The sequence below is a fragment of the Lacrimispora algidixylanolytica genome (assembly GCF_003609635.1).
GTDB lineage: Bacteria > Bacillota > Clostridia > Lachnospirales > Lachnospiraceae > Lacrimispora > Lacrimispora algidixylanolytica.
In genome coordinates, this window is the sequence record NZ_MCIA01000017.1 from 22,661 (window position 1) to 43,284 (window position 20,624).

Consider the following 20,624-nt stretch of genomic DNA (forward strand, 5'->3'; position numbering starts at 1 on the left):
ACAATTAATTCAACGTACCTCTATCAGCCATGATTTTATTATGTCCTCGACTCGCTTATATAATTCTTCTATCGTATGGTTCCTGCTGCGACCACATGCTTTTGCTTCCTGATCGCATAGCAGACATCTGCGAACTGTTATTCCAAGCTGCTCTCTGCTCGTTCCTTTTCCAGTTTTGTCATAAACATCAATATCAAAAAGCCTTCCTAACGGATGCGTTTCTTCTATATTTATCATGATTTTTTTTATTAATAAGGGATCTTCACTTTTCACTGCAAATATTTTCAAACACCCCTCTTTTTTTATAATTTCCTTTTCTTCTTCCACCTGGATCTTTTGCTCCTGCAAAGAGTTGAAGATTGCTTGTCCACCAGCTTGAAATGCTTTCATAATATCAGGGGAAGTCTTTCTCGGACCAGGAATGTTCATACCAATCGCTACAATCACAGAATCTTTGTGTGCTTCTTTGAACTTATCTTGCAGCCATGCTTTTTCTTCACGGAAGCCTAGCATCTCTTCTAAGGTCACAAGCTCTTGTTCGCCTTTCATCTTCTACTTCCTTTCCCATTTTTTTAATTTTTACTGCCAATGGAATTACCATCAACACCCAGACAATGGGTTCCGCTACCATAATTCCCATGTAGTTGAGTGCAGGAGCCAGGAACATGGCGATGGCAACTTTTCCCACAAGCTCTATAAAGCTTGATACCACCGGTGTCTTATGATCTCCAGTTCCCTGAAGTGCATTCCTAAGAATAGATATGGAGGCAGCCACAACATAAAAAAGGGAATTGATTCTTAAATATAACGTAGCGGTATGAACAATGTCTCCATTCACGGTACCAGTTACCAGTTTTATCAAAATTGGTGCTACTGTATAGCTTAATAAAATCATTCCTCCAGACCAAATCCAGGTAATGGTCAGAGCACATTTAAGACCCAGTCGAATCCTGTCTTGTTTCCCTGCCCCCATATTTTGGCCACAAAAAGTAGCCATCGTGACTCCCATAACAGAAAATGGCAACATAAAAAATTCAGTTAACTTACGAGCCGCTGTATGGGCGACGATAATTTCCATACCAAAAGTATTGATGACTCGCTGAAGGGACAGGGTTCCAAAAAATACGAGTGACATCATAAGCGCCATAGAAAGACCGGAAGAATATAGTTCTTTTGCTTCCGCTAGGGTGATCTTAAAATCCTTTAAGCGAAACCGAAATACAGGATAACGCTTCATCATATAAAACAAACATAAAAATGCAGAAACTGACTGGGCGATCACGGTGGCAATTGCAGCACCAGAAACTCCTAGCTTTAGATAATACACAAATAAAATGGCAAGAAATATGTTTAAAATGCTAGAGCCCATAAGAAACAAAAGAGGAGCAACGGTATCTCCCACAGATCGTAAAATATTGGCACATGCGTTGTATAACATAGTCATGAACATTCCAAGTAAAATAATCCGTATATATCCTTTTGCATCTGCAAGTAGCTCAACCGGAACCCTTAATAAATCTAAGAAAAACGGAAGTCCTCCCACGCAAATTAGGGTCAGAAAAAGAGAGGTCAGGGTCCCTAATAACAAACCTCCCGCGGAGTAGCGCCTGATCCCCTCTTTATCCCCTGCTCCAAAGCTTTTTGCAGTCAAAAGTGCAAAACCGCCGGTGAGTCCGGATAAAAATCCTATAAATAAGGTACTGATCGATGTGGTAGCCCCCACTGCTGCCAGGGCCTTTTCCCCTAAGATACTTCCTACGATTCTGGTATCTGCCAAGCTGTAAAAAAGCTGAAAGACATTGCCAAGAGCCACCGGCACGGCAAATGTTAACATTATTTTGGCTGGATTTCCTTTTGTTAAGTCTTTCATGTACTTATGTAGTTTGAGATATGGTAAAATCCGCAAAGCCCGAAATCATGGGATAAGAAGCGCTGTTTTTGAAAGGAGCAGTTATGGTTCCTTTTACATAAAAGCTAAAGGCCGGTCGGCGGTTATTGATCTTATTCAGGTTCTTTAACAGCCTCTCGTTTTTTCCCAGCTCTCCTATGTAATTTCCATTCTGATTGTAAATTTCCGTTCCATAGAACTTGCCCAGGATGGTACCGTCACATGCAACTAGATAGTCTTTTTGCTGGACACCTACATAGTTGCCTTCCCAACTCCAGTATCTAACCATTCTTTCAACACCTTTCCTATTTTTATTAATCATCATACACCATTCTTTACCAAAAAGAAACACTCCTACCATAAGACATTGATAAATTTTAAACCTACACTGGATTTTTATTTGGATCTGTTATATAATACTGCAAAATACAGAACAAAACATGCACAGGAGGACATTATGGGATTTCATTATATCAATCATCTGCCAAGCCCGGAAGAAATCAAGGAAAGCTTTCCACTTCCGACTGAATTTAAAGCCCTTAAATTAGAACGTGATCAGGCCATCAGCGACGTATTTACCGGGGCAAGCGATAAATTTCTTGTTATCATTGGTCCCTGTTCTGCTGACAACGAAGATTCTGTTTCCGATTATGTAAATCGGCTTGCAAAAGTGCAAGAAAAAACAAAAGATAGACTCATTCTTATTCCAAGAATTTACACCAACAAACCCCGCACCACGGGAGAGGGATACAAAGGCATGCTCCATCAGCCAGATCCCGAGAAAAAACCGGACATGCTGGAAGGACTAATTGCCATTCGTAGAATGCACATGAAGGTCTTAACAGAAACAGGCTTATCCACCGCCGATGAGATGCTTTATCCAGAAAACTTAACGTATCTTGATGACGTTATGTCCTATATCGCCATTGGCGCCCGCTCTGTGGAAAATCAGCAGCACCGTCTCACCTCCAGTGCCTGTGATGTACCAGTTGGCATGAAGAATCCTACCAGCGGAGATTTATCCGTTATGCTTAACTCTGTGGTAGCTGCCCAACAGGCCCATGATTTCACATACCGTGGCTTTGAGGTAAAAAGCAGTGGAAACCCTCTTGCTCATACCATATTAAGAGGCGCGGTCAACAAACATGGTCAATGCATTCCAAACTATCATTTTGAAGATCTTTTTCTGCTTCATGAGATGTATGGAAGGCGCAACCTGGCAAATCCAGCTTGCATCGTAGATGCCAACCATTCCAATTCCAACAAAAAATATATGGAACAGATCCGCATCTCCAAGGAAGTTCTTCATAGCCGCAGACATGCAACAGAGATTAGCTCACTTGTTAAAGGACTGATGATCGAAAGCTACATCGAACCCGGTGCTCAGAAGGTAGGGGATGGCTGCTACGGAAAATCCATTACTGATCCTTGTCTTGGCTGGGAGGCATCTGAACGCCTGCTTTATGAGATTGCTGAACTAGTATAAGATACTTCAACATACAAAAATAGAGTGAATGACCGGAGTAGAAACCTCCTTCATTCACTCTATTTTTATAGACCAATCACTGCTGATATGCCAAAATATAAAATTACCACAGTTCCAAGCACGATTCTATAATATCCGAAGAATTTAAAATCGTGTTGTCTGATATATCCCATTAAGAACTTGATGGCGTAAATAGAAACCACAAAGGCAACCACCATACCAAGGATTAGATAAAATATCTGGGACCCACTAAAGTTTGATCCGTATTTCACAACCTTTAGAAGACTTGCGCCAAACATAACTGGGATTCCAAGGAAAAAGGAAAACTCTGCAGAAGCCGCTCTGGAGCATCCTAATATCATGGCGCCAAGAATGGTGGCACCGGACCTTGATGTACCAGGAATAAGAGCCAGAAGCTGGAAGAGGCCTACATAGAGGGCTGTCTGATAAGAGATATCTCCCACTTTTTGCACATCAAAGGTCTTATATTGATTTCTGCTTTCAATAACCAAAAATAACACACCGTAGATAATTAAGGTAGCCGCAACCACATAGCCGTTCATTAAGTATTCATCAAGGATATCATCGACTAAGAATCCAATAATCGCTGCCGGCATACAAGCTAAGATGATCTTGCTCCATAAAACTAAAGTGGCCTTTGTCTGGGCCGGCTTCTTTTTTAGGGAAAAAGGATTAAGCTTATCAAAGTATAATACGACGACCGCAAGTATGGCTCCTAACTGAATCACAACTAAAAACATGTTCTTAAAGGCTGCCGGCTGGCTCAGGTGAATGATCTCATCCACCAATATCATGTGGCCGGTGCTGCTAATCGGAAGCCACTCGGTAAAGCCTTCTACAATTCCCAGTACCAGAACTTTTAAAATCTCTAAAATATTCATTCCATTCCCTCTGCTTTATTCTATATTTTCGATCTGCCAGTCGATCGGCTCAACTCCATTGGCTTTTAAAAAGGCATTGGCCTTGCTAAAATGTTTGCAACCGAAAAACCCTCGGTAAGAGGAAAGCGGACTGGGATGTGGCGCTTCCAATATGAGGTGTTTGGGGTTTGTAAGCATTGCTTTCTTATTCTGGGCTGGACGACCCCAAAGAAGAAATACCATAGGCCGGTCCTCTTCATTTAAGATACGGATTGCTGCATCGGTAAACTTCTCCCAACCAATTCCCTGATGTGAGTTGGCTGCATGAGCACGAACCGTTAGAACCGTATTTAAAAGCATGACTCCTTGATCTGACCACTTCTTTAGATAGCCATGGCTTGGAATCTCACAACCTAAGTCTTCACTCAATTCCTTATAAATATTTACAAGAGACGGTGGGATATCAACATCAGGTTTTACGGAGAAACAAAGACCGTGTGCCTGACCATGATTATGATAAGGATCCTGACCTAATATCACTGCCTTTACCTTGGATAGAGGGGTAAACATAAACGCATTAAATATATCATCAGGTTCCGGGAAAACCTTTCCTGATTCATATTCTTCCTTCACCTTCTGATAAAGTTCCCTGTAATACGGTTTTTTAAACTCCTCACTTAAGGGGGATTTCCAGTCATTTTCAATAGCTCCCATTTTTTCTCCTTTGCATCTAAATCCTTACGGGTATCCCTGAATTTCTTAAATACCCCTTTAATTCCATAATATCAAGTTCTTTGTAATGAAACAGGGAAGCTGCCAGTGCGGCATCTGCCTTCCCTTCTGTTAAGGCATGTTTAAAATGTTCCATCGTTCCTGCACCCCCGGAGGCAATGACTGGAACGGAAACATTCTCTGCAATGATACGGTTTAATTCATTGTCATATCCGGCTTTTGTACCGTCGCAATCCATGCTGGTAAGGAGTATCTCCCCGGCGCCAAGACGGTCTGCTTCTCTTGCCCACTCTATGGCATCAAGTCCGGTATCAAGCCTTCCACCATTTTTATAGACGCTCCAACCGCTTCCGTCTTCCCGTCTTTTGGCGTCTATGGCAACCACCACACACTGACGACCAAACTTATCTGCGGCATCGGAAATGAGCCTTTTATTATTAAGTGCGGAAGAATTAATGGAAATCTTATCTGCGCCTTCTCTTAAAAGCATCTTAAAATCATCAACGGTTCGGATTCCTCCGCCTACAGTAAAAGGAATGAACACCTTCTCCGCCACCCGGCGCACCATATCCACCACGGTGCTTCGGTTATCTGAGGAAGCGGTGATATCTAAAAACACCATTTCATCTGCTCCTGCTTTATCATAAGCTGCCGCAATCTCTACAGGGTCACCAGCATCCTTTAAATCTACGAAATTAACTCCTTTTACCACTCTTCCATTATGTACGTCCAGGCATGGTATGATTCTTTTCGTCAGCATCCGGCTCCTCCTTAGGTCAGTTCAATGAAATTTTTTAAGATTTTAAGACCTGTATCACTGCTCTTTTCTGGATGGAACTGGCAGGCAAAAACATTTCCCCGTTCCACCGAGGCTCCAAAGGTTAGACCATACTCCGCCGTTGCTGCCACATCGGATTGCCGCTCTGCTTCTAAATAATATGAATGGACAAAGTAAACATATTCCCCAGAATTAATTCCTTTAAAAAGTTTAGCTTCTGGTTTTATATTGAGAGAGTTCCACCCCATATGGGGGACCTTCAAACCAAGGGTCTCCGGAAATCGAATAATTTTGCCTGGCAATAACCCAAGTCCTTTGACTCCTTCTGACTCTTGGCTACTTTCGAAAAAGAGCTGAAGTCCCAGACAAATTCCAAGAAGGGGAGTCCCCTTTTCTGCCACTTTTTGAATTACTTCCACCAGTCCATACTGATGAAGCTTCTCCATAGCTTCTCCAAATGCCCCCACTCCCGGAAGTATCACTTTATCCGCAGAAAGGAGTATTTCCTTATCTCTCGATATAACAGGGGGTTCCCCTAGCGAAACCAGGGCTTTTTCCACACTTTTTAAATTTCCGGCATCGTAGTCAATAATCGCAATCATAGCAGCCACCTCTTTACGCCTTTTTTCAACATTTTAGCACAGTCCCTTGTATTGTACAACGCTAAAAGCAACTATAAATTACGAAGAAATTCTAAAGAATTTTCTGAAATAGAATCCGCTTTCCCTTTCACAGTCTCGGATAATTGGGAAAAGGAGCCGTGAATCCGGTATAAATGAGCCTTATTATTAATAGAAGCTGTTTTCTCAAAAGGCCACCGGATGACCGTAGGCGTTTGAAATCCAACCCCAAGTTCCAGAATGAGTACTCTTTTATTTAAGGTAGCAGAAAGCCAATAAGTATAAGCATTCCACTGGGGAAGATACCCCTCTTCGATGTAATCCTCCGCCTGTATGGTATTACCGGTAAGCGGTTGTCCACAGTGAGGGCAGATATCATCTGGGATTTCTCCTTGCTCCCAGATATCCTTTGTACATGATTTGGAGCACTGTCTCCAGCTTACATTGCCGCAAGGTGCCACGATTCTTCTCTGATCCAGGGATGATTTCCTGATCTCTCCATCTGTGACCGTAGTTACAATAAAATAATCCTTATCCTGAATCAATTCTCCAAGCTTATCATAAAGAACCTGTATGTCTACGGCTTCCTGGGATTTCCACTCTTCCCCGATTCCAATTAATAGTTTTTCACAATTTTTTATTTCTTCCACTAATGTTTCTTTTATCATAATAGTTATCCACCTTTTGTTAGAAGTATTTCTCTATTATACATCAATGGCAATCTTAAGAAAAGATGGAAATTCTGACCTTGCGGCCCTCTATGTATCTATGCTATACTAATCCATGCATGAAAGATAAACAAAGGAAGTAAGCCATCTATGAATAAACATATTAAGCTTTCTCCCTTACTGGGAGGCTTTGCTGCTATTGCAGTTTTAACACTACTGCTCGTTATATACAGTCTGACAAGACCAGTTACCATTGTAGGAACAAAGAATATTTCCATTGATGTCGCATATGAAGATGGAACGAAAGAGCATTATGAGACCACTACGGAAGCTCAATTTCTGCTGGAGGCCACTGAGTCCATTCCTGATCTTAAGATAGAAGGAAACACAAGCGACGAATTTGGTCTTATGATAACTGCCATCAATGGGACAAGTGCCGATTATCAAAAGGACCATGCCTACTGGGCCATTCTTTTGGATGGGGAGCCTTGCAGTTATGGAATTAGCCAGCAACCCATAAAGGATAAGGAAACATATACGTTTCAGTATACCTCTGCAAAAGAGGAGGCCGCGAAGCCATGAAACCCCTTCCCAAACTGACGACCAATGAGCTGGTACGGGATGCTCTGCTCGCTGCAATTTTATTTGTCAGCCAGGTAAGTCTTGCCTGGATCAGTAACGTGGAGTTAGTCTCCCTGCTGCTGATTTTATATACTCTGGTATTTAAAAAACACGTATGGCTGATCCTGTACGTGTTTATTGTATTGGAGGGACTTGTTTATGGGTTTGGGTTGTGGTGGTTTTCCTACCTGTATGTATGGCCGATTCTTCCAGCCGCAGTATTTCTGTTTATCAGAGTAACCCCACCAAAGCCATTTGTCATATCCATCTTATCTGGAATATTTGGTATGCTCTTTGGTTTATTCTGTGCCTTATCCTACCTGGTATTAGCAGGTCCTGGTGCGGCCTTTATCTGGTGGACCGCCGGAATTCCCTTTGATATCGTACATGGAATCGGTAATTTTGTTCTGTCCCTCATCTTGTTTTCGCCGTTATATCGGCTTCTTACTGCATTAAATCGAATCTAATTAAGGAAAAGGAGTAATTGCTTATGGAATCAGCAATTGTTAAAATTAAAAAAGGAGAGGCCCGCGCCTTAAAAGCTGGAGGTATGTGGATCTTTGATAATGAGATCGATACCATTACCGGTGACTTCACCAATGGAGATATTGTTACCGTAGAGGATTTTGACGGTTATATTCTTGGACGAGGTTTTATAAACACCAACTCAAAAATCACCGTTCGTATGATGACACGAAAAAAAGATACAGAAATCAACGAAGAATTTATTGAGATGAGAGTTCGAAATGCCTGGGAATACCGTAAGACTACATCAGATACTCATAGCTGTCGCGTGATCTTTGGAGAAGCAGACTTTCTTCCTGGTATTGTTGTGGACAAGTTTTCTGACGTATTGGTGGTAGAATCTCTCGCTCTTGGTATTGACCGTTTAAAGCCTCTTATTTTAGAAACTCTAAAACGTATCTTAAAAGAAGATGGCATCGAAATCCGAGGCATCTATGAACGTAGCGATGCCAAGGTCCGCCTCCAGGAAGGTATGGAGCGAGTAAAGGGATTTATCGGTGAACCATTTGATACAAAAGTTGAAATTGTGGAAAATGGCGTGAAATATCTGGTAGATGTAGAGGACGGTCAAAAAACAGGATTTTTCCTGGATCAGAAATACAATCGTCTCGCAATGCATCCCATCTGTAAAGGAAAACGAGTATTAGACTGCTTTACTCACACCGGTTCCTTTGCCTTAAATGCAGGAATTGCCGGAGCCGTTGAAGTTTTAGGAGTGGATGCTTCTGAACTTGGAGTCGCTCAGGCTACGGAAAATGCACGTTTAAATAATTTATCCGACCGTGTGACCTTCCAGTGTGCCGATGTTTTTGAGCTTCTTCCGGAACTGGAGAAAAAGGGAGAAAAGTTTGACGTAGTTATCCTAGACCCTCCTGCCTTTACAAAATCAAAGAACTCTTTGAAAAATGCAGTAAAGGGATATCGTGAAATCAATTTAAGAGGTATGAAGCTGGTAAAAGATGGCGGTTACTTAGCCACCTGTTCTTGCTCCCATTTTATGACACCTGAGCTTTTTACAAAGACAATCAGGGAAGCTGCTTCTAATGTCCACAAACGCCTTAGACAGGTAGAATACCGCACTCAGGCAGCCGATCACCCGATCTTGTGGACTGGAGATGATACTTCCTACTATTTAAAGTTCTATATCTTCCAGGTTTGTGACGAGAAATAGATAAAGAGAATCAGTTTGGAATTTACTTCTGAAATTAACAAATGGAAAAAATAACTAGCGCATCATCAGCAATCTACTTCTAATAAAAACAGGTTCCCAATCCTTGGCGAAGGATTAGGAACCTGTTTTTACTTAATCAGTACTTTATGTTTAAAGATTACACCACTCATCTTTTAAAATGCCATATTCATAAGTATTGGACCATATCGGCTCTCCATCTTTATTCTTTTTGAAGTATATATTTTGTATCAACAACCCTTCCCGTCTCATGGATAAGCGTTCCATGAGTTTCCATGAACGATGATTGTCGGGATTACACATTGCAACGATACGCCTTGCTCCTAGATGTTCGAAAACATAATCAAGAAGTGCCTTTGCGCTTTCATATGCAAACCCCTGGCCTTGATAGCTTCTATTAAAAACATAGCCCAATTCCCATGTATCAAAATCTGCTTTTCCAAGATAAAGGTTTCCAATCAGCTTTCCAGTTTTCTTTAAGCAGACCCCATAAAATGATTCATTACTCGCTCTTTTTACTGCCGTTTCCTTAGCCTGATCCATCGTATGGACCCCATAAGGCTCATACCTGACTACTTCCTCATCGGATAGGTACTCATAAAGATCCTGCCAGTCTTCTGGCTGGAACCTGCGTATGATCAAACGTTCCGTAACGATTTCCTTCATGCTCTCCTCCTAACATTTACTTAACGGTAAAACTGAGAATATACTCCACCCGGAACTACTCCGCCTCGGTACTGTGCCAATTCACTGACTGTAACCATCTGATAACCTGCTGCCGCAAGTTTCGGAATGATTTCTAAAGCCGCCGCTCCTGTCTGGGAATATAGCTCATGCATGAGGACGATATCTCCATCTTTCACCTGACTTAACACAGAATGTACGGTTTTACTTGTATTTCTGGTTTTCCAATCCAGGGTATCAATGCTCCACATAATGATTGGTGCATTCACATTGGCAAGTACTGTATGGTTTTTTAATCCACCCGGCAACCTTACTAATACTGGCTTTACACCGCTGGCCGCGAAGACTGCATCGTTACAACGGTTGATCTCATTTTGTATCTGCGCGCCGTTTAATTTAGTAAGATACTTATGGTCAAACGTATGGTTCCCGATTTCATGTCCCTCAGCCACCATGCGTTTAAGCTCTGTCTGGTAGGCAGCCGCCCTGCTTCCTACCACAAAAAATGTAGCTTTTCCTCCGTATTGTGCAAGAGAATCCATAATCTGATTTCCTACCGGAGCGTAAGGACCGTCATCAAATGTAAGTGCAATCATCGGCCCCGCCGGATCGATCTGTCTTCCAGTTTCAGCCGGTTGTGTCTCTGACTGCGTTGCCGGTTGTGTCTCTGGCACTGTTGCTGGTTGGGTCTCAGTCTGTGTTTCAGCTTGTCCACTTTCTCCGGTTACCGACTGCTGAGTACTGTTTCCCTGGCTGCTCTCTCCTGCTTTCTCCCCTTGTGTTGCTTGAGTTGAGCTATTTTGTGATTCAGCCTTAGTTTTTCCAGGTTGTTTTGATATATTTCCGTTTTCATCCACCCATCTGGCAACGCCAGGGCCCTGGTTTTCATCTATCCAGCCAAGTCTTACATCCGTCCTGTCTGGAGCCGGCGCAGTCTCATCTGCCATAGATGAAAATGGTGCGGCTGGTACGAAGGCTATTACAAGTGCTATAGCCATTAAAATACTAATCCATTGTAGAAATTTTTTCATATTTCTTCTCTCCTTTAACGGTTACTAACTATTACTATACAGGAAAGAAGAAAGAATTGGAAGAATATTACTAAAAAAGTAAAGAGTCTTAAAGGAAGCTTAAACTAAACTGCCGTATAAAACACTATGACATATCATATAGAAGAAATGCACAATCTCTCAGCTTTCCCCCAAGCAATCCAACCTATATGATATCTCGGCTTTTTGAATGTTCGTTTAAAAATCAAACGTTACACTAGTCAGTCTTTCACTGAGCCTCCAAAGCTTTTTTGCATAATCAGGATTAATCGCCCAAGGGCGTACTCCATTCGCTTTTAAACTATCTGCTGATACTTCTTCTGCAATATTGCAATCTTCACAATATACGCCACCCATTCCTATTAAATCATTACTTACCGCACACCAGATTGAAGTTGCTGCCCCCTGTTCTATGGTTTTAAACTCATTTGCCTGTTCATTCACTAAGGTTTTTTCTTTCTGTTCAGCCTTTTTATTTGCGTCCGTTTTAATCTCTTGTTTCACGACAGTACCATTTTCAGAAAATCTGCCCAGATCTGTAGTAGGAATTAATCCTGGGTGAACTGCAAAAGCTCTTACACAGTAATTTCTTCCAATTCTATCAAGTTCAAGGGCAAAAAGTATATTTGCTGTTTTAGATTGAGCATATCCCTTCCATTTATCATACTCTGTATGTTCAAAATTTGGATCTTCAAAATTGACCCCTCCAAGGCGCTGGGCTCTTGATGAAACAGCAACAACCCTTGCATTTCCAGATTTTTTAAGTGCCGGCCAAAGTCTTGCGGTTAATTGGAAGTGTCCTAAGTGATTGGTTGAAAATTGAGACTCAAAACCTCTTTCATCTCTCATTAGTGGCGAAGCCATAATACCTGCGCTATTTATTAAGATATCTAACTGTCTTCCTGAAGAAAGAAACTTATTCGAAAAATTATCGATGGAAGAAGGTTCCATAAGATCTAAAGTCTCCAGTTCTATATTGGGAATTCCAGCTACTGCTTTTTCCGCTTTTTCAATGGTTCTCGCTGGAACTATTACCGTAGCGCCCGACTGAGCTAAAACTCTGGCTGTTTCAAGACCAATTCCCGAATAACCTCCAGTTACAATTGCAGTTTTGCCAATCAAGCTCAAATGATTGATTACATCCTCAGCGGTAGAAAAAAAGTCATATTTGGTGTCTATTGGCATTTGAATCGTATTTTTCATATATTTTATCCTTTCTTATTACAAAGAATTGCCTCTACAGAAGTTGAGGATTCTAATTTCCATTTTCTTCTCGGATTGCACGGAGAATACGACTCAACGAAACCGGTGTAATACCCAGATATGAAGCAATATGTGCCTGGTGTGTTAATTGGCTAGGTGGTCGTGTGAAAAAGAGTGAATGAGGCTGTATTTTCAGTGACTTCCTTAGAGAGATTTATAGATATCTACTTAAGTATATCTTTCTTAATGGTATCCTATCATACTTAAAAATGGCTAAAAAATAAGGCACCCTTTCTTATACGAAAAAGTACCTACCATTTTTGACTCTCACTTACAAGCTATCTCAATCCCATAAGTATAATATAACAATAAGTTTTATCCCTTCATCTTATCATCTAACAAATGATATGAATTTTAAGCACTCACTCCATAAATCTAAGTGAAATTTAAATGACATAGGTTTTGGCCTTATAAAAAACTGCCAAGGCCGCCTCAAAGACAGGCAATTCCGTACTAAGTACCGTAATTCCATGCTCCTTCGCTTTCTCCACTGTCTCATCATCTAAGACAACCCCTTCTGCCAAAATAATGCAGGCAGCTTTTACCAAAGTAGCAACAGCCAAAGTATTCTTATTTCCAATGACTGTTACCCAGGCGCAGTCCCTTGGTGCCCTACCCATAGCAAGACTTAAAAGGTCACAACAAAATGGGGTGGATATCTCTTGATCTCTGCAGTTTCCTTCATGAATCAGTTCAAATAAACCGCTGTCAATCAGCTGTCCTGTCGTCATTTTAGCCCCCTTTTTCTCTTTATTCATAAAAATAAAAGCATTTATGATAATTATAGCACAAATCAAGGCATTTCCATAGGGACATTACACGTAATCTTTGTTATTTTTTTGTCGAATGTGGTACAAAACTATAGATTTTTTATCAATAACATGGTAAAATATCAGATACATTGCACAACAATTTAAGGAGGTTATTTATGACTTGTATAAAGCAAGGTGTCCCTTTTCAAGGGACTGCAGAGCAGGAAGTGGCTTTAAAAGAAGCAATCTTCCTGCTTAAGGACACAAAAGGATCTCTTATGCCTATCATGCAGAAGGCACAAGAGATTTACGGTTATCTTCCAATCGAAGTTCAAACCATGATTTCCGATGAAACAGACATCCCACTGGAAAAGATCTATGGGGTGGCTACTTTTTATTCTCAATTTGCGCTTCAGCCAAAGGGTAAATATCAGGTATCTGTCTGCCTTGGCACAGCCTGCTACGTAAAAGGTTCTGGTGATATTTTTCACAAACTGGAAAGCCTTTTAGGAATCACCAACGGGGAATGCACCCCAGATGGTAAGTTTTCTCTTGATTCCTGCCGCTGTGTAGGTGCCTGTGGCCTCGCCCCTGTCCTTATGGTCAATGGGGAAGTTTATGGAAGGCTAGCGGCTGATGATGTTCCTGACATTCTGGCCAAATATGAGTAATCCAAACGGTATATGATGAAAGAGATTTCTTTACATATTCTGGATGCGGCAGAAAACTCCCTTCGGGCAGGCGCTCATCTAATCTCCATCCTGGTTTGGGTGGATGAGAAAAATGACCGTCTTACTACCATCATTACCGATGATGGGGTGGGAATGATAGAAGAAGTTTTACTCAGGGTCACAGACCCGTTTTTTACCACACGAACCACCAGAGGGGTTGGGCTTGGCATTCCGTTTTTTCGATATGCAACGGAAATAGCAGGGGGAAGTTTCTCCATTTGTTCAGAACCGGGGAAGGGAACGAAAGTGGAAGCATTTTTTTCACTATCCCACATCGACCGGATGCCTCTTGGTGACATTAACAGCACCATTGAGACATTAATTCTATGCCATCCAGACAAGGACTTTTTCTATACCTACCGTTATAATGAATCATCATTTGAATTGGATACAAGAAGCTTTCGCAGCATTCTTTTGGATATCCCTCTTTATGAGCCGGAGATATCTACTTTTATAAAGGAATACTTACGGGAGAACAAATCGGAAATAGATGGAGATGCGACCATTTAGGGTCGTTTTATTGGAGGAATAACATGAAGACTCTTGAGGAATTAAAGGAAATTCGAGATAAAATGCAGAGTCAGGTCAGTATGAGAAAAGAAGATCACGCACGCACACGCATTCTGGTGGGTATGGCCACATGCGGTATTGCAAGCGGGGCAAGACCTGTTCTACAAACACTATCAAACCTGGTTCAGGAACACCATATGACAGACCGGTTCACCGTTATTCAGACCGGATGCAATGGCTTATGCCAGTACGAACCCATTGTAGAGATTTTGGAACCCGGAAAAGAAAAGATCATTTACGTCAAGATGACTCCCGAAAAAGCGGAAGAAGTATTTCAGGAGCATTTTGTAAAGGGTCAGGTTCTGGAACACTACACGTTGGCTTCTGCTGACGCACAATAAGGAGGAATCAGGAGATGTATCGTTCACATGTATTGGTTTGCGGCGGCACAGGGTGCACCTCTTCGGGCAGCCAGCAGATAATGGCTAAATTAGTAGAAGAACTTGGAAAACAGGATCTTTCTGAAGAAGTATCCGTTGTACAGACCGGTTGTCACGGTCTTTGTGCATTAGGACCTATTATGATTATTTATCCGGATGCATCATTTTATGCTATGGTAAAGGAAGAAGACATTCCGGAAATTGTAAATGAGCACTTATTAAAGGGACGGCCCGTAAAGAGGTTGCTCTATGAAGAGACAGTAACTCCCTCTGGTATCAAAGCATTAGGTGATACCGATTTCTATAAAAAGCAGCACAGAATCGCCCTTAGAAACTGCGGCGTCATCAATCCGGAAGTCATTGAGGAATACATTGGTACCGGAGGTTATCAGGCACTTGGAAAAGTTCTCACTGAGATGACTCCTGATGAAGTAATTCAGGAACTTTTAGACAGTGGATTAAGAGGAAGAGGCGGCGCTGGCTTCCCTACCGGACTAAAATGGAAGCTTGCAAAGCAAAATGATGCGGATCAGAAATATGTTTGCTGCAACGCGGATGAAGGTGACCCCGGTGCATTTATGGACCGTTCCGTTTTAGAGGGAGATCCACATGCACTGTTAGAATCCATGACCATTGCCGGCTACGCCATTGGCGCATCCCAAGGCTACATATACGTACGTGCGGAATATCCAATTGCCGTAGATCGTCTTAAAATCGCCATCAGCCAGTCCAGAGAGATGGGTCTTTTAGGAGATGATATCTTTGGAAGTGGATTTTCCTTTGATATTGACCTTCGTCTGGGAGCAGGTGCTTTCGTTTGCGGAGAAGAAACGGCACTTATGGTTTCCATTGAAGGCAACCGCGGTGAGCCAAGACCACGACCTCCATTTCCAGCCCAAAAGGGTCTTTTTGGTAAGCCTACTATTTTAAATAACGTAGAAACCTACGCAAATATTCCTCAGATCATCTTAAACGGTTCCAAATGGTTTGCTTCCATGGGTACAGAACGTTCTAAGGGAACCAAGGTTTTTGCACTTGGTGGAAAGATTAAGAATACAGGACTTGTAGAAGTCCCCATGGGAACCACTCTCCGGGAGATCATCGAAGAAGTGGGCGGCGGCATTCCAAACGGGAAGAAATTTAAGGCAGCTCAGACCGGCGGACCTTCCGGCGGCTGTATTCCAATGGAACACTATGACATCCCAATCGACTACGACAATCTTATTGGCATCGGCTCTATGATGGGCTCAGGCGGTTTGATTGTTTTAGATGAAACGGACTGTATGGTGGACATTGCCAAGTTCTTCTTAGAGTTTACGGTAGAAGAATCCTGTGGCAAATGTACTCCATGCCGTATCGGCACCAAGCGTATGCTGGAGATCCTTGATAAGATTACAAAGGGCCAGGCTACCCTTGAGGACGTAGACCGTCTGGAAGAACTTTGTCATTATATAAAAGCGAACTCTGCATGCGGTTTAGGCCAGACAGCTCCAAATCCTGTTCTGTCAACCTTAAAGTTTTTCCGGGACGAATACAATGCTCATATCATAGATAAGACATGTCCAGCCGGTGTGTGTAAAGCGCTTCTCTCCTATCACATTGATTCCGAAAAGTGCAGAGGTTGTACTCTCTGCGCCAGAAACTGTCCAGTTCAGGCTATCTCCGGTTCTGTTAAGAACCCTCACATCATTGACCTTGATAAATGCATCAAGTGTGGTGTCTGTATGGAGAAATGCAAATTCGACGCTGTATATAAAAGATAATGGAGGGAGACCGCAACATGGAGAATATTACAATTAAAATCAACGGTATTGACGTAAGCGCTCCGGCAGGCTCCACCATCCTTGAGGCTGCCAGACTTGCTCATATAGAGATACCAACGTTATGCTTTTTAAAAGAAATTAATGAAATCGCTGCATGCCGCATCTGTACGGTAGATATCGGTGGCGGAAAGCTTGCAGCTTCCTGTGTATACCCAATCAATGCAGGAATGGAAATATGGACCAATACACCTAATGTCCGTGATTATAGAAAGAAAACCCTGCAGCTCATCTTATCAAACCATGACCGCTCCTGTTTATCTTGTGTGAGAAGTGGAGATTGTGAACTTCAGACCTTGTGTAAAGAATTAGGAGTCGATTCCGAGAACCTCTATGATGGAGACAAGACACCATCCACTCTGGATGAAAGTGCTACCCATATGGTTCGTGATAACAGCAAGTGTATCTTATGCCGTCGCTGCTCCTCTATGTGTGAAAAGGTTCAGGGAATCGGCGTAATCGGACCAAACCAAAGAGGATTTGCCACCTTTATCGGCTCTCCATTTGAGATGGGCCTTGGTGAAACAAGTTGCGTTTCTTGTGGTCAGTGTATTGCCGTCTGCCCAACCGGTGCTCTTTATGAAAAGAGCAGCATACAAGAGGTTGTTGCTGCCATTGCTGATTCAGGTAAGCACGTACTTGTTCAGACCGCTCCTGCCGTTCGTGCGGCACTTGGCGAAGAATTTGGCTTCCCAATTGGTACAAATGTAGAAGGAAAGATGGTTGCCGCTTTAAGAAGACTTGGCTTTGACAACGTTTTCGATACTAACTTTGGTGCGGATCTTACCATCTTGGAGGAAGCACACGAATTCATTCATCGAGTGCAGCATGGCGGTGTTCTTCCTATGATCACTTCCTGTTCTCCTGGCTGGATTAAATACTGTGAGCACTACTTCCCTGAGATGACAGAGAACTTATCATCCTGTAAATCTCCTCAGCAGATGTTTGGTGCCATTGCCAAATCTTATTACGCAGAGAAGATGGGATTAAATCCAGAAGACATCGTTTCCGTAAGCGTTATGCCTTGTACCGCTAAAAAGTTTGAGATTGGAAGAGACAATCAAGCTGCAAGTGGTAGCCCAGATGTGGATTACACTATCACCACCAGAGAATTAGCTCGAATGATCAAACAGGCTGGTCTCCGCTTTGAAAGTCTTCCAGATGAATCCTTTGACATCCCACTAGGCATTGGTACAGGTGCTGGAGTTATCTTTGGAGCCACCGGCGGAGTTATGGAAGCTGCTCTTCGAACTGCTGTGGAAACTCTTACTGGAGAAGAGTTGCAAAAACTTGAATTTAACGATGTACGTGGTATGGAGGGAATCAAAGAAGCCTCTTATGAGATAGGCGATCTGAAAGTCAACGTAGCCGTTGCATCCGGCCTTATCAATGCTAGAGATTTATTAAATCGAGTGAAATCAGGGGAAGCAGACTATCATTTCATTGAGATTATGGGTTGTCTTGGTGGCTGTATTGGTGGAGGCGGTCAGCCTCAACAGCCAGGTTATGTCCGCAACACCACTGATATCCGTGGCCTGAGAGCAAAGGTGTTATACGATTCTGATGCTGGAAGTAAGATTCGTAAATCTCATGAAAATCCTGCTATTAAAGAGCTTTATAGTACCTATTTAGGAGAGCCAGGAAGCGAGAAAGCTCACCATCTCCTTCATACCACTTATGTAAAAAGAAAAATCAATTCATAAAAATCGTTGGGCTAGAAAAAATATAACCACAACATAAAATTCAGAAATTGTTTAATTATCATACAAAAAGCGTCCTGATGGCTTATAACGCCAATTCAGGATGCTTTTTTGTTCTATTTTCAAGAACTAATAACTTGTATCATTCATATTTTTTTGAATTAATGAGAATTTTAAACAAAGTGAATGATTTAAGAGAAAAGTTCCATACTAAGATTGGAGGTGATAAAACATGAGCCCAAAAGAATTAATCTATATTGAAGATGCTCTCGGACATGAAAAATTTTTAAAGACACAATGCCAAGAAGCAGCACAGAACCTGCAGGATCCAGAATTAAAAGCCTGCGCACAGGAAATCATTCAAAAGCACCAGCAAATTTTTGACAGCTTCTATAATTTAGTGTAAGGAGGAACCAAATATGGATGACAAGATTATTATGGAAAACCTGCTCAACACAGCCAAGGGAGTCTGTGACTTGTATATGCATGGAACCATTGAATCCCCTACTATGAATGTACACCAAGCATTTGATACTGCATTAAATGACAGTTTATGCATTCAGGATAGCCTTTATAAGAAAATGTCCGCTAAGGGATGGTATACCACAGAACAAGCAGAGCAGCAGAAAATAAGCAAAGTTAAAAACCAGTTTGCAGGAATGTAATCACTTATCATAACATAGTCGATTAAGTTCAGAGCAAATCTGTAAAAATGCGTCTTGACGTGACCTTTAAAAGGTCCAATCAAGACGCATTTTTATAAGAATTCTATTTTATAATACAAGATTTTAACTAGATTTATAGACGTTTCTTAATGCCTGTGCATTGGTACCATTTCAAGTCCCTGGTTCTTTAAGTTCTCATGAACTTCTCTTCCATCCGCCTGTCCAATCAAAAGATCTCTGGCTTTTTTGGCTTCGTTTTCATTCTTATGTCTTGCAGGACCACCGACGCATCCGCCTGTGCAGACCATGCCCTCAATAAAATCGGTAGGAAGCTTTCCAACCTTTAAAAGCATGAGTGCTTTCTTACACTCCGCCGCACCATTACACTTCATCACCTGGATATCCGTATTTTCCTCCGTCTCTTTCAGACATTCTAATACAGCTGCGGTCACACCGCCTCCATTTCCAAAACGTTTGCCAAATACAGAGGCCTGCTGATACGTATTTTCCTCTGGTTCTAAGTCCACTCCCTTTGCCTGGATCATGGCATAGGCCTCTCCAAGAGTCAAAACATAATCCGCATTGTCTTTTACATTTAGGTCAAGACTTTCGCTCTTCTTTGCAATACAAGGGCCGATAAATACGGTCACGGTATCTGGATCTTGTTCCTTGAGCATTCTGGATACCGCACACATTGGAGATACGGTGGTAGACATATTTTCAAGCAGCATTGGATAATGCTGTTTGATCATATTCACAAAAGCCGGACAGCAAGAGGTGGTCATCTTCTTGCCTTCCTTATAAGCTTCTGCCCATTCCGTCGCCTCTGCTGCTGCTGTTAAGTCACCACCTAAGGCAACTTCCACCATGTCTTCAAAACCGACTTTTTTTAATGCGGTCTTCCAGCTTGCCATAGTAATATCCGGGCCGTACTGGCCTTCCGTAGCGGGGGCTACCATAGCAACTACCTTTTTCCCTGCCTTAATCAGCCGTATCACATCAGCAAGAAAGGTCTTTGTTCCAATGGCTCCAAAGGGGCAGCCATTGACACATGCTCCGCACTGAATGCATTTTTTCTCATCTATAACAACAATGTCGTTTTCATCCATAGTAATGGCATCCACCGGACAGCTTTTCTTGCAAGGGCGTGTCAGATCTGCGATTGCATTATAAGGGCAGGCCTGGGAGCATTTCCCGCACTCCTTGCATTTATCCGTGTGAATATGGGCGCGGTCATGGCCCATAGTGATTGCACCAAAATTACAGGATGCCTGACATGCTTTTCCCATACAAAGCTGGCAATTATCCGTAACCACATAACGGGCGATGGGACAGCCCTCACAGGCAGAGTTTATGACCTGTACGATATTTGTGGTTCCCTTCCCGCTAGGGCATAACCCCTCCGCAAGACGAACTCTCTCTCTGATAATCTCCCGTTCCCTGTAAATGCAGCATCGAAACTGAGCTTTTGGACCTGGAATGATGTGATAAGGAATCTCATTTCTGCCTTCCTCTAACCGATCCTCCCATACATATTTTGCCACCTCAAGCAGTACGTTGTGTGTAATGCGATGTAATGTAGCGTCACTTGTTGCCATAATTTTCCTCCTGTAACTTCCACC

The 20,624-nt window shown here is 42.2% G+C and carries 24 protein-coding genes; 11 read left to right on the forward strand and 13 right to left on the reverse strand.

The window, feature by feature from the left end; translation table 11 throughout:
• Positions 1 to 9 precede the first annotated feature (9 nt).
• The 3 genes from citX to BET01_RS11465 are packed head-to-tail and all read right to left on the reverse strand — an operon-like array spanning position 10 to position 2,177.
• Complete coding sequence (gene citX / locus BET01_RS11455) at positions 10 to 549, reverse strand: citrate lyase holo-[acyl-carrier protein] synthase (protein ID WP_120196960.1); 540 nt, start codon at positions 547 to 549, stop codon at positions 10 to 12.
• Positions 497 to 1,834, reverse strand: coding sequence for an MATE family efflux transporter (locus BET01_RS11460; protein WP_330512771.1), 1,338 nt, complete (start codon positions 1,832 to 1,834; stop codon positions 497 to 499). Before BET01_RS11460 ends, citX begins: the two co-directional genes overlap by 53 nt.
• 40 nt (positions 1,835 to 1,874) lie before the next feature.
• Positions 1,875 to 2,177 (reverse strand): hypothetical protein, encoded by a 303-nt coding sequence (locus BET01_RS11465; protein WP_120197001.1) that lies wholly within the window; start codon positions 2,175 to 2,177, stop codon positions 1,875 to 1,877.
• Positions 2,178 to 2,345: 168 nt separating this feature from the next.
• Here BET01_RS11465 and BET01_RS11470 point away from each other — a divergent pair, with 168 nt between their 5' ends.
• Positions 2,346 to 3,374 carry a 3-deoxy-7-phosphoheptulonate synthase gene (locus BET01_RS11470; protein ID WP_120196962.1) on the forward strand — a complete coding sequence of 343 codons (1,029 nt, stop codon included), beginning with the start codon at positions 2,346 to 2,348 and terminating at the stop codon, positions 3,372 to 3,374.
• 65 nt (positions 3,375 to 3,439) lie between these two features.
• Here the strand turns inward: BET01_RS11470 and BET01_RS11475 are convergent, their stop codons facing one another.
• The 5 genes from BET01_RS11475 to BET01_RS11495 form a co-directional block, all read right to left on the reverse strand.
• Entirely contained in the window at positions 3,440 to 4,276 is an 837-nt protein-coding gene (locus BET01_RS11475) for an undecaprenyl-diphosphate phosphatase (protein WP_120196963.1), read from the reverse strand.
• A gap of 15 nt (positions 4,277 to 4,291) precedes the next feature.
• On the reverse strand, positions 4,292 to 4,969 hold the full coding sequence (gene ung, locus BET01_RS11480; RefSeq protein WP_120196964.1) for a uracil-DNA glycosylase: 678 nt from the start codon (positions 4,967 to 4,969) through the stop codon (positions 4,292 to 4,294).
• A 16-nt stretch (positions 4,970 to 4,985) separates the two neighbouring features.
• Positions 4,986 to 5,747 (reverse strand): imidazole glycerol phosphate synthase subunit HisF, encoded by a 762-nt coding sequence (gene hisF, locus BET01_RS11485; protein ID WP_120196965.1) that lies wholly within the window; start codon positions 5,745 to 5,747, stop codon positions 4,986 to 4,988.
• Positions 5,748 to 5,758: 11 nt separating this feature from the next.
• Positions 5,759 to 6,367: an imidazole glycerol phosphate synthase subunit HisH gene (gene hisH, locus BET01_RS11490; RefSeq protein WP_120196966.1), complete on the reverse strand. Its 609-nt coding sequence runs from the start codon at positions 6,365 to 6,367 to the stop codon at positions 5,759 to 5,761.
• 71 nt (positions 6,368 to 6,438) lie between these two features.
• Positions 6,439 to 7,053: an SIR2 family NAD-dependent protein deacylase gene (locus BET01_RS11495; protein ID WP_120196967.1), complete on the reverse strand. Its 615-nt coding sequence runs from the start codon at positions 7,051 to 7,053 to the stop codon at positions 6,439 to 6,441.
• A gap of 150 nt (positions 7,054 to 7,203) precedes the next feature.
• Between BET01_RS11495 and BET01_RS11500 the strand changes: the two genes are divergently transcribed.
• Genes BET01_RS11500 through BET01_RS11510 form a run of 3 tightly spaced genes read left to right on the forward strand, consistent with a single transcriptional unit; the run spans position 7,204 to position 9,370 of the window.
• Positions 7,204 to 7,635 (forward strand): DUF4430 domain-containing protein, encoded by a 432-nt coding sequence (locus BET01_RS11500; protein ID WP_120196968.1) that lies wholly within the window; start codon positions 7,204 to 7,206, stop codon positions 7,633 to 7,635.
• The gene (locus tag BET01_RS11505; RefSeq protein WP_243117199.1) at positions 7,632 to 8,141 is read left to right on the forward strand and encodes a hypothetical protein; all 510 of its coding nucleotides are present in this window, start codon (positions 7,632 to 7,634) and stop codon (positions 8,139 to 8,141) included. The genes BET01_RS11500 and BET01_RS11505 overlap by 4 nt, the downstream gene beginning before the upstream one ends.
• A gap of 23 nt (positions 8,142 to 8,164) precedes the next feature.
• Positions 8,165 to 9,370 carry a class I SAM-dependent rRNA methyltransferase gene (locus BET01_RS11510; protein WP_120196969.1) on the forward strand — a complete coding sequence of 402 codons (1,206 nt, stop codon included), beginning with the start codon at positions 8,165 to 8,167 and terminating at the stop codon, positions 9,368 to 9,370.
• Between the two features lie 150 nt (positions 9,371 to 9,520).
• Here BET01_RS11510 and BET01_RS11515 read toward each other — a convergent pair whose 3' ends face one another.
• From BET01_RS11515 to BET01_RS11535, 4 genes are all read right to left on the reverse strand, one after another.
• Positions 9,521 to 10,054 carry a GNAT family N-acetyltransferase gene (locus BET01_RS11515; RefSeq protein ID WP_120196970.1) on the reverse strand — a complete coding sequence of 178 codons (534 nt, stop codon included), beginning with the start codon at positions 10,052 to 10,054 and terminating at the stop codon, positions 9,521 to 9,523.
• A 20-nt stretch (positions 10,055 to 10,074) separates the two neighbouring features.
• A complete protein-coding gene (locus tag BET01_RS11520) occupies positions 10,075 to 11,103 on the reverse strand; it encodes a polysaccharide deacetylase family protein (RefSeq protein ID WP_243117200.1) in 1,029 nt (342 codons plus the stop codon).
• Positions 11,104 to 11,319: 216 nt separating this feature from the next.
• Entirely contained in the window at positions 11,320 to 12,324 is a 1,005-nt protein-coding gene (locus BET01_RS11525) for an SDR family NAD(P)-dependent oxidoreductase (protein ID WP_120196971.1), read from the reverse strand.
• Positions 12,325 to 12,770: 446 nt separating this feature from the next.
• Positions 12,771 to 13,115, reverse strand: coding sequence for a hypothetical protein (locus tag BET01_RS11535; protein ID WP_120196972.1), 345 nt, complete (start codon positions 13,113 to 13,115; stop codon positions 12,771 to 12,773).
• A gap of 197 nt (positions 13,116 to 13,312) precedes the next feature.
• On the opposite strand from BET01_RS11535, the gene BET01_RS11540 reads away from it, so the two are divergent.
• From BET01_RS11540 to BET01_RS11565, 7 genes are all read left to right on the forward strand, one after another.
• The gene (locus BET01_RS11540; protein ID WP_120196973.1) at positions 13,313 to 13,807 is read left to right on the forward strand and encodes an NADH-quinone oxidoreductase subunit NuoE family protein; all 495 of its coding nucleotides are present in this window, start codon (positions 13,313 to 13,315) and stop codon (positions 13,805 to 13,807) included.
• A 12-nt stretch (positions 13,808 to 13,819) separates the two neighbouring features.
• Positions 13,820 to 14,377, forward strand: coding sequence for an ATP-binding protein (locus BET01_RS11545; protein WP_120196974.1), 558 nt, complete (start codon positions 13,820 to 13,822; stop codon positions 14,375 to 14,377).
• A gap of 23 nt (positions 14,378 to 14,400) precedes the next feature.
• Positions 14,401 to 14,778: a (2Fe-2S) ferredoxin domain-containing protein gene (locus BET01_RS11550; RefSeq protein WP_120196975.1), complete on the forward strand. Its 378-nt coding sequence runs from the start codon at positions 14,401 to 14,403 to the stop codon at positions 14,776 to 14,778.
• 14 nt (positions 14,779 to 14,792) lie between these two features.
• Entirely contained in the window at positions 14,793 to 16,580 is a 1,788-nt protein-coding gene (gene nuoF / locus BET01_RS11555; RefSeq protein WP_120196976.1) for an NADH-quinone oxidoreductase subunit NuoF, read from the forward strand.
• Between the two features lie 17 nt (positions 16,581 to 16,597).
• Positions 16,598 to 18,340, forward strand: a complete 1,743-nt coding sequence (locus BET01_RS11560; protein ID WP_120197004.1) for an NADH-dependent [FeFe] hydrogenase, group A6 — start codon at positions 16,598 to 16,600, stop codon at positions 18,338 to 18,340.
• A 229-nt stretch (positions 18,341 to 18,569) separates the two neighbouring features.
• The gene (locus BET01_RS21725) at positions 18,570 to 18,743 is read left to right on the forward strand and encodes a hypothetical protein (RefSeq protein WP_166428728.1); all 174 of its coding nucleotides are present in this window, start codon (positions 18,570 to 18,572) and stop codon (positions 18,741 to 18,743) included.
• Between the two features lie 13 nt (positions 18,744 to 18,756).
• Entirely contained in the window at positions 18,757 to 19,002 is a 246-nt protein-coding gene (locus BET01_RS11565) for a spore coat protein (RefSeq protein WP_120196977.1), read from the forward strand.
• A 146-nt stretch (positions 19,003 to 19,148) separates the two neighbouring features.
• On the opposite strand, the gene BET01_RS11570 is transcribed toward BET01_RS11565, so the two are convergent.
• Complete coding sequence (locus BET01_RS11570; protein ID WP_120196978.1) at positions 19,149 to 20,600, reverse strand: 4Fe-4S dicluster domain-containing protein; 1,452 nt, start codon at positions 20,598 to 20,600, stop codon at positions 19,149 to 19,151.
• Between the last annotated feature and the right edge of the window lie 24 nt (positions 20,601 to 20,624).

Excerpts from the sequence above, each read along its gene's own strand:
- citX (WP_120196960.1), bottom strand. The coding sequence starts at position 549 with ATGAAAGGCGAACAAGAGCTTGTGACCTTAGAAGAGATGCTAGGCTTC.
- BET01_RS11460 (WP_330512771.1), bottom strand. The coding sequence starts at position 1,834 with ATGTTAACATTTGCCGTGCCGGTGGCTCTTGGCAATGTCTTTCAGCTT.
- BET01_RS11465 (WP_120197001.1), bottom strand. The coding sequence starts at position 2,177 with ATGGTTAGATACTGGAGTTGGGAAGGCAACTATGTAGGTGTCCAGCAA.
- BET01_RS11470 (WP_120196962.1), top strand. The coding sequence starts at position 2,346 with ATGGGATTTCATTATATCAATCATCTGCCAAGCCCGGAAGAAATCAAG.
- BET01_RS11475 (WP_120196963.1), bottom strand. The coding sequence starts at position 4,276 with ATGAATATTTTAGAGATTTTAAAAGTTCTGGTACTGGGAATTGTAGAA.
- ung (WP_120196964.1), bottom strand. The coding sequence starts at position 4,969 with ATGGGAGCTATTGAAAATGACTGGAAATCCCCCTTAAGTGAGGAGTTT.
- hisF (WP_120196965.1), bottom strand. The coding sequence starts at position 5,747 with ATGCTGACGAAAAGAATCATACCATGCCTGGACGTACATAATGGAAGA.
- hisH (WP_120196966.1), bottom strand. The coding sequence starts at position 6,367 with ATGATTGCGATTATTGACTACGATGCCGGAAATTTAAAAAGTGTGGAA.
- BET01_RS11495 (WP_120196967.1), bottom strand. The coding sequence starts at position 7,053 with ATGATAAAAGAAACATTAGTGGAAGAAATAAAAAATTGTGAAAAACTA.
- BET01_RS11500 (WP_120196968.1), top strand. The coding sequence starts at position 7,204 with ATGAATAAACATATTAAGCTTTCTCCCTTACTGGGAGGCTTTGCTGCT.
- BET01_RS11505 (WP_243117199.1), top strand. The coding sequence starts at position 7,632 with ATGAAACCCCTTCCCAAACTGACGACCAATGAGCTGGTACGGGATGCT.
- BET01_RS11510 (WP_120196969.1), top strand. The coding sequence starts at position 8,165 with ATGGAATCAGCAATTGTTAAAATTAAAAAAGGAGAGGCCCGCGCCTTA.
- BET01_RS11515 (WP_120196970.1), bottom strand. The coding sequence starts at position 10,054 with ATGAAGGAAATCGTTACGGAACGTTTGATCATACGCAGGTTCCAGCCA.
- BET01_RS11520 (WP_243117200.1), bottom strand. The coding sequence starts at position 11,103 with ATGAAAAAATTTCTACAATGGATTAGTATTTTAATGGCTATAGCACTT.
- BET01_RS11525 (WP_120196971.1), bottom strand. The coding sequence starts at position 12,324 with ATGAAAAATACGATTCAAATGCCAATAGACACCAAATATGACTTTTTT.
- BET01_RS11535 (WP_120196972.1), bottom strand. The coding sequence starts at position 13,115 with ATGACGACAGGACAGCTGATTGACAGCGGTTTATTTGAACTGATTCAT.
- BET01_RS11540 (WP_120196973.1), top strand. The coding sequence starts at position 13,313 with ATGACTTGTATAAAGCAAGGTGTCCCTTTTCAAGGGACTGCAGAGCAG.
- BET01_RS11545 (WP_120196974.1), top strand. The coding sequence starts at position 13,820 with ATGATGAAAGAGATTTCTTTACATATTCTGGATGCGGCAGAAAACTCC.
- BET01_RS11550 (WP_120196975.1), top strand. The coding sequence starts at position 14,401 with ATGAAGACTCTTGAGGAATTAAAGGAAATTCGAGATAAAATGCAGAGT.
- nuoF (WP_120196976.1), top strand. The coding sequence starts at position 14,793 with ATGTATCGTTCACATGTATTGGTTTGCGGCGGCACAGGGTGCACCTCT.
- BET01_RS11560 (WP_120197004.1), top strand. The coding sequence starts at position 16,598 with ATGGAGAATATTACAATTAAAATCAACGGTATTGACGTAAGCGCTCCG.
- BET01_RS21725 (WP_166428728.1), top strand. The coding sequence starts at position 18,570 with ATGAGCCCAAAAGAATTAATCTATATTGAAGATGCTCTCGGACATGAA.
- BET01_RS11565 (WP_120196977.1), top strand. The coding sequence starts at position 18,757 with ATGGATGACAAGATTATTATGGAAAACCTGCTCAACACAGCCAAGGGA.
- BET01_RS11570 (WP_120196978.1), bottom strand. The coding sequence starts at position 20,600 with ATGGCAACAAGTGACGCTACATTACATCGCATTACACACAACGTACTG.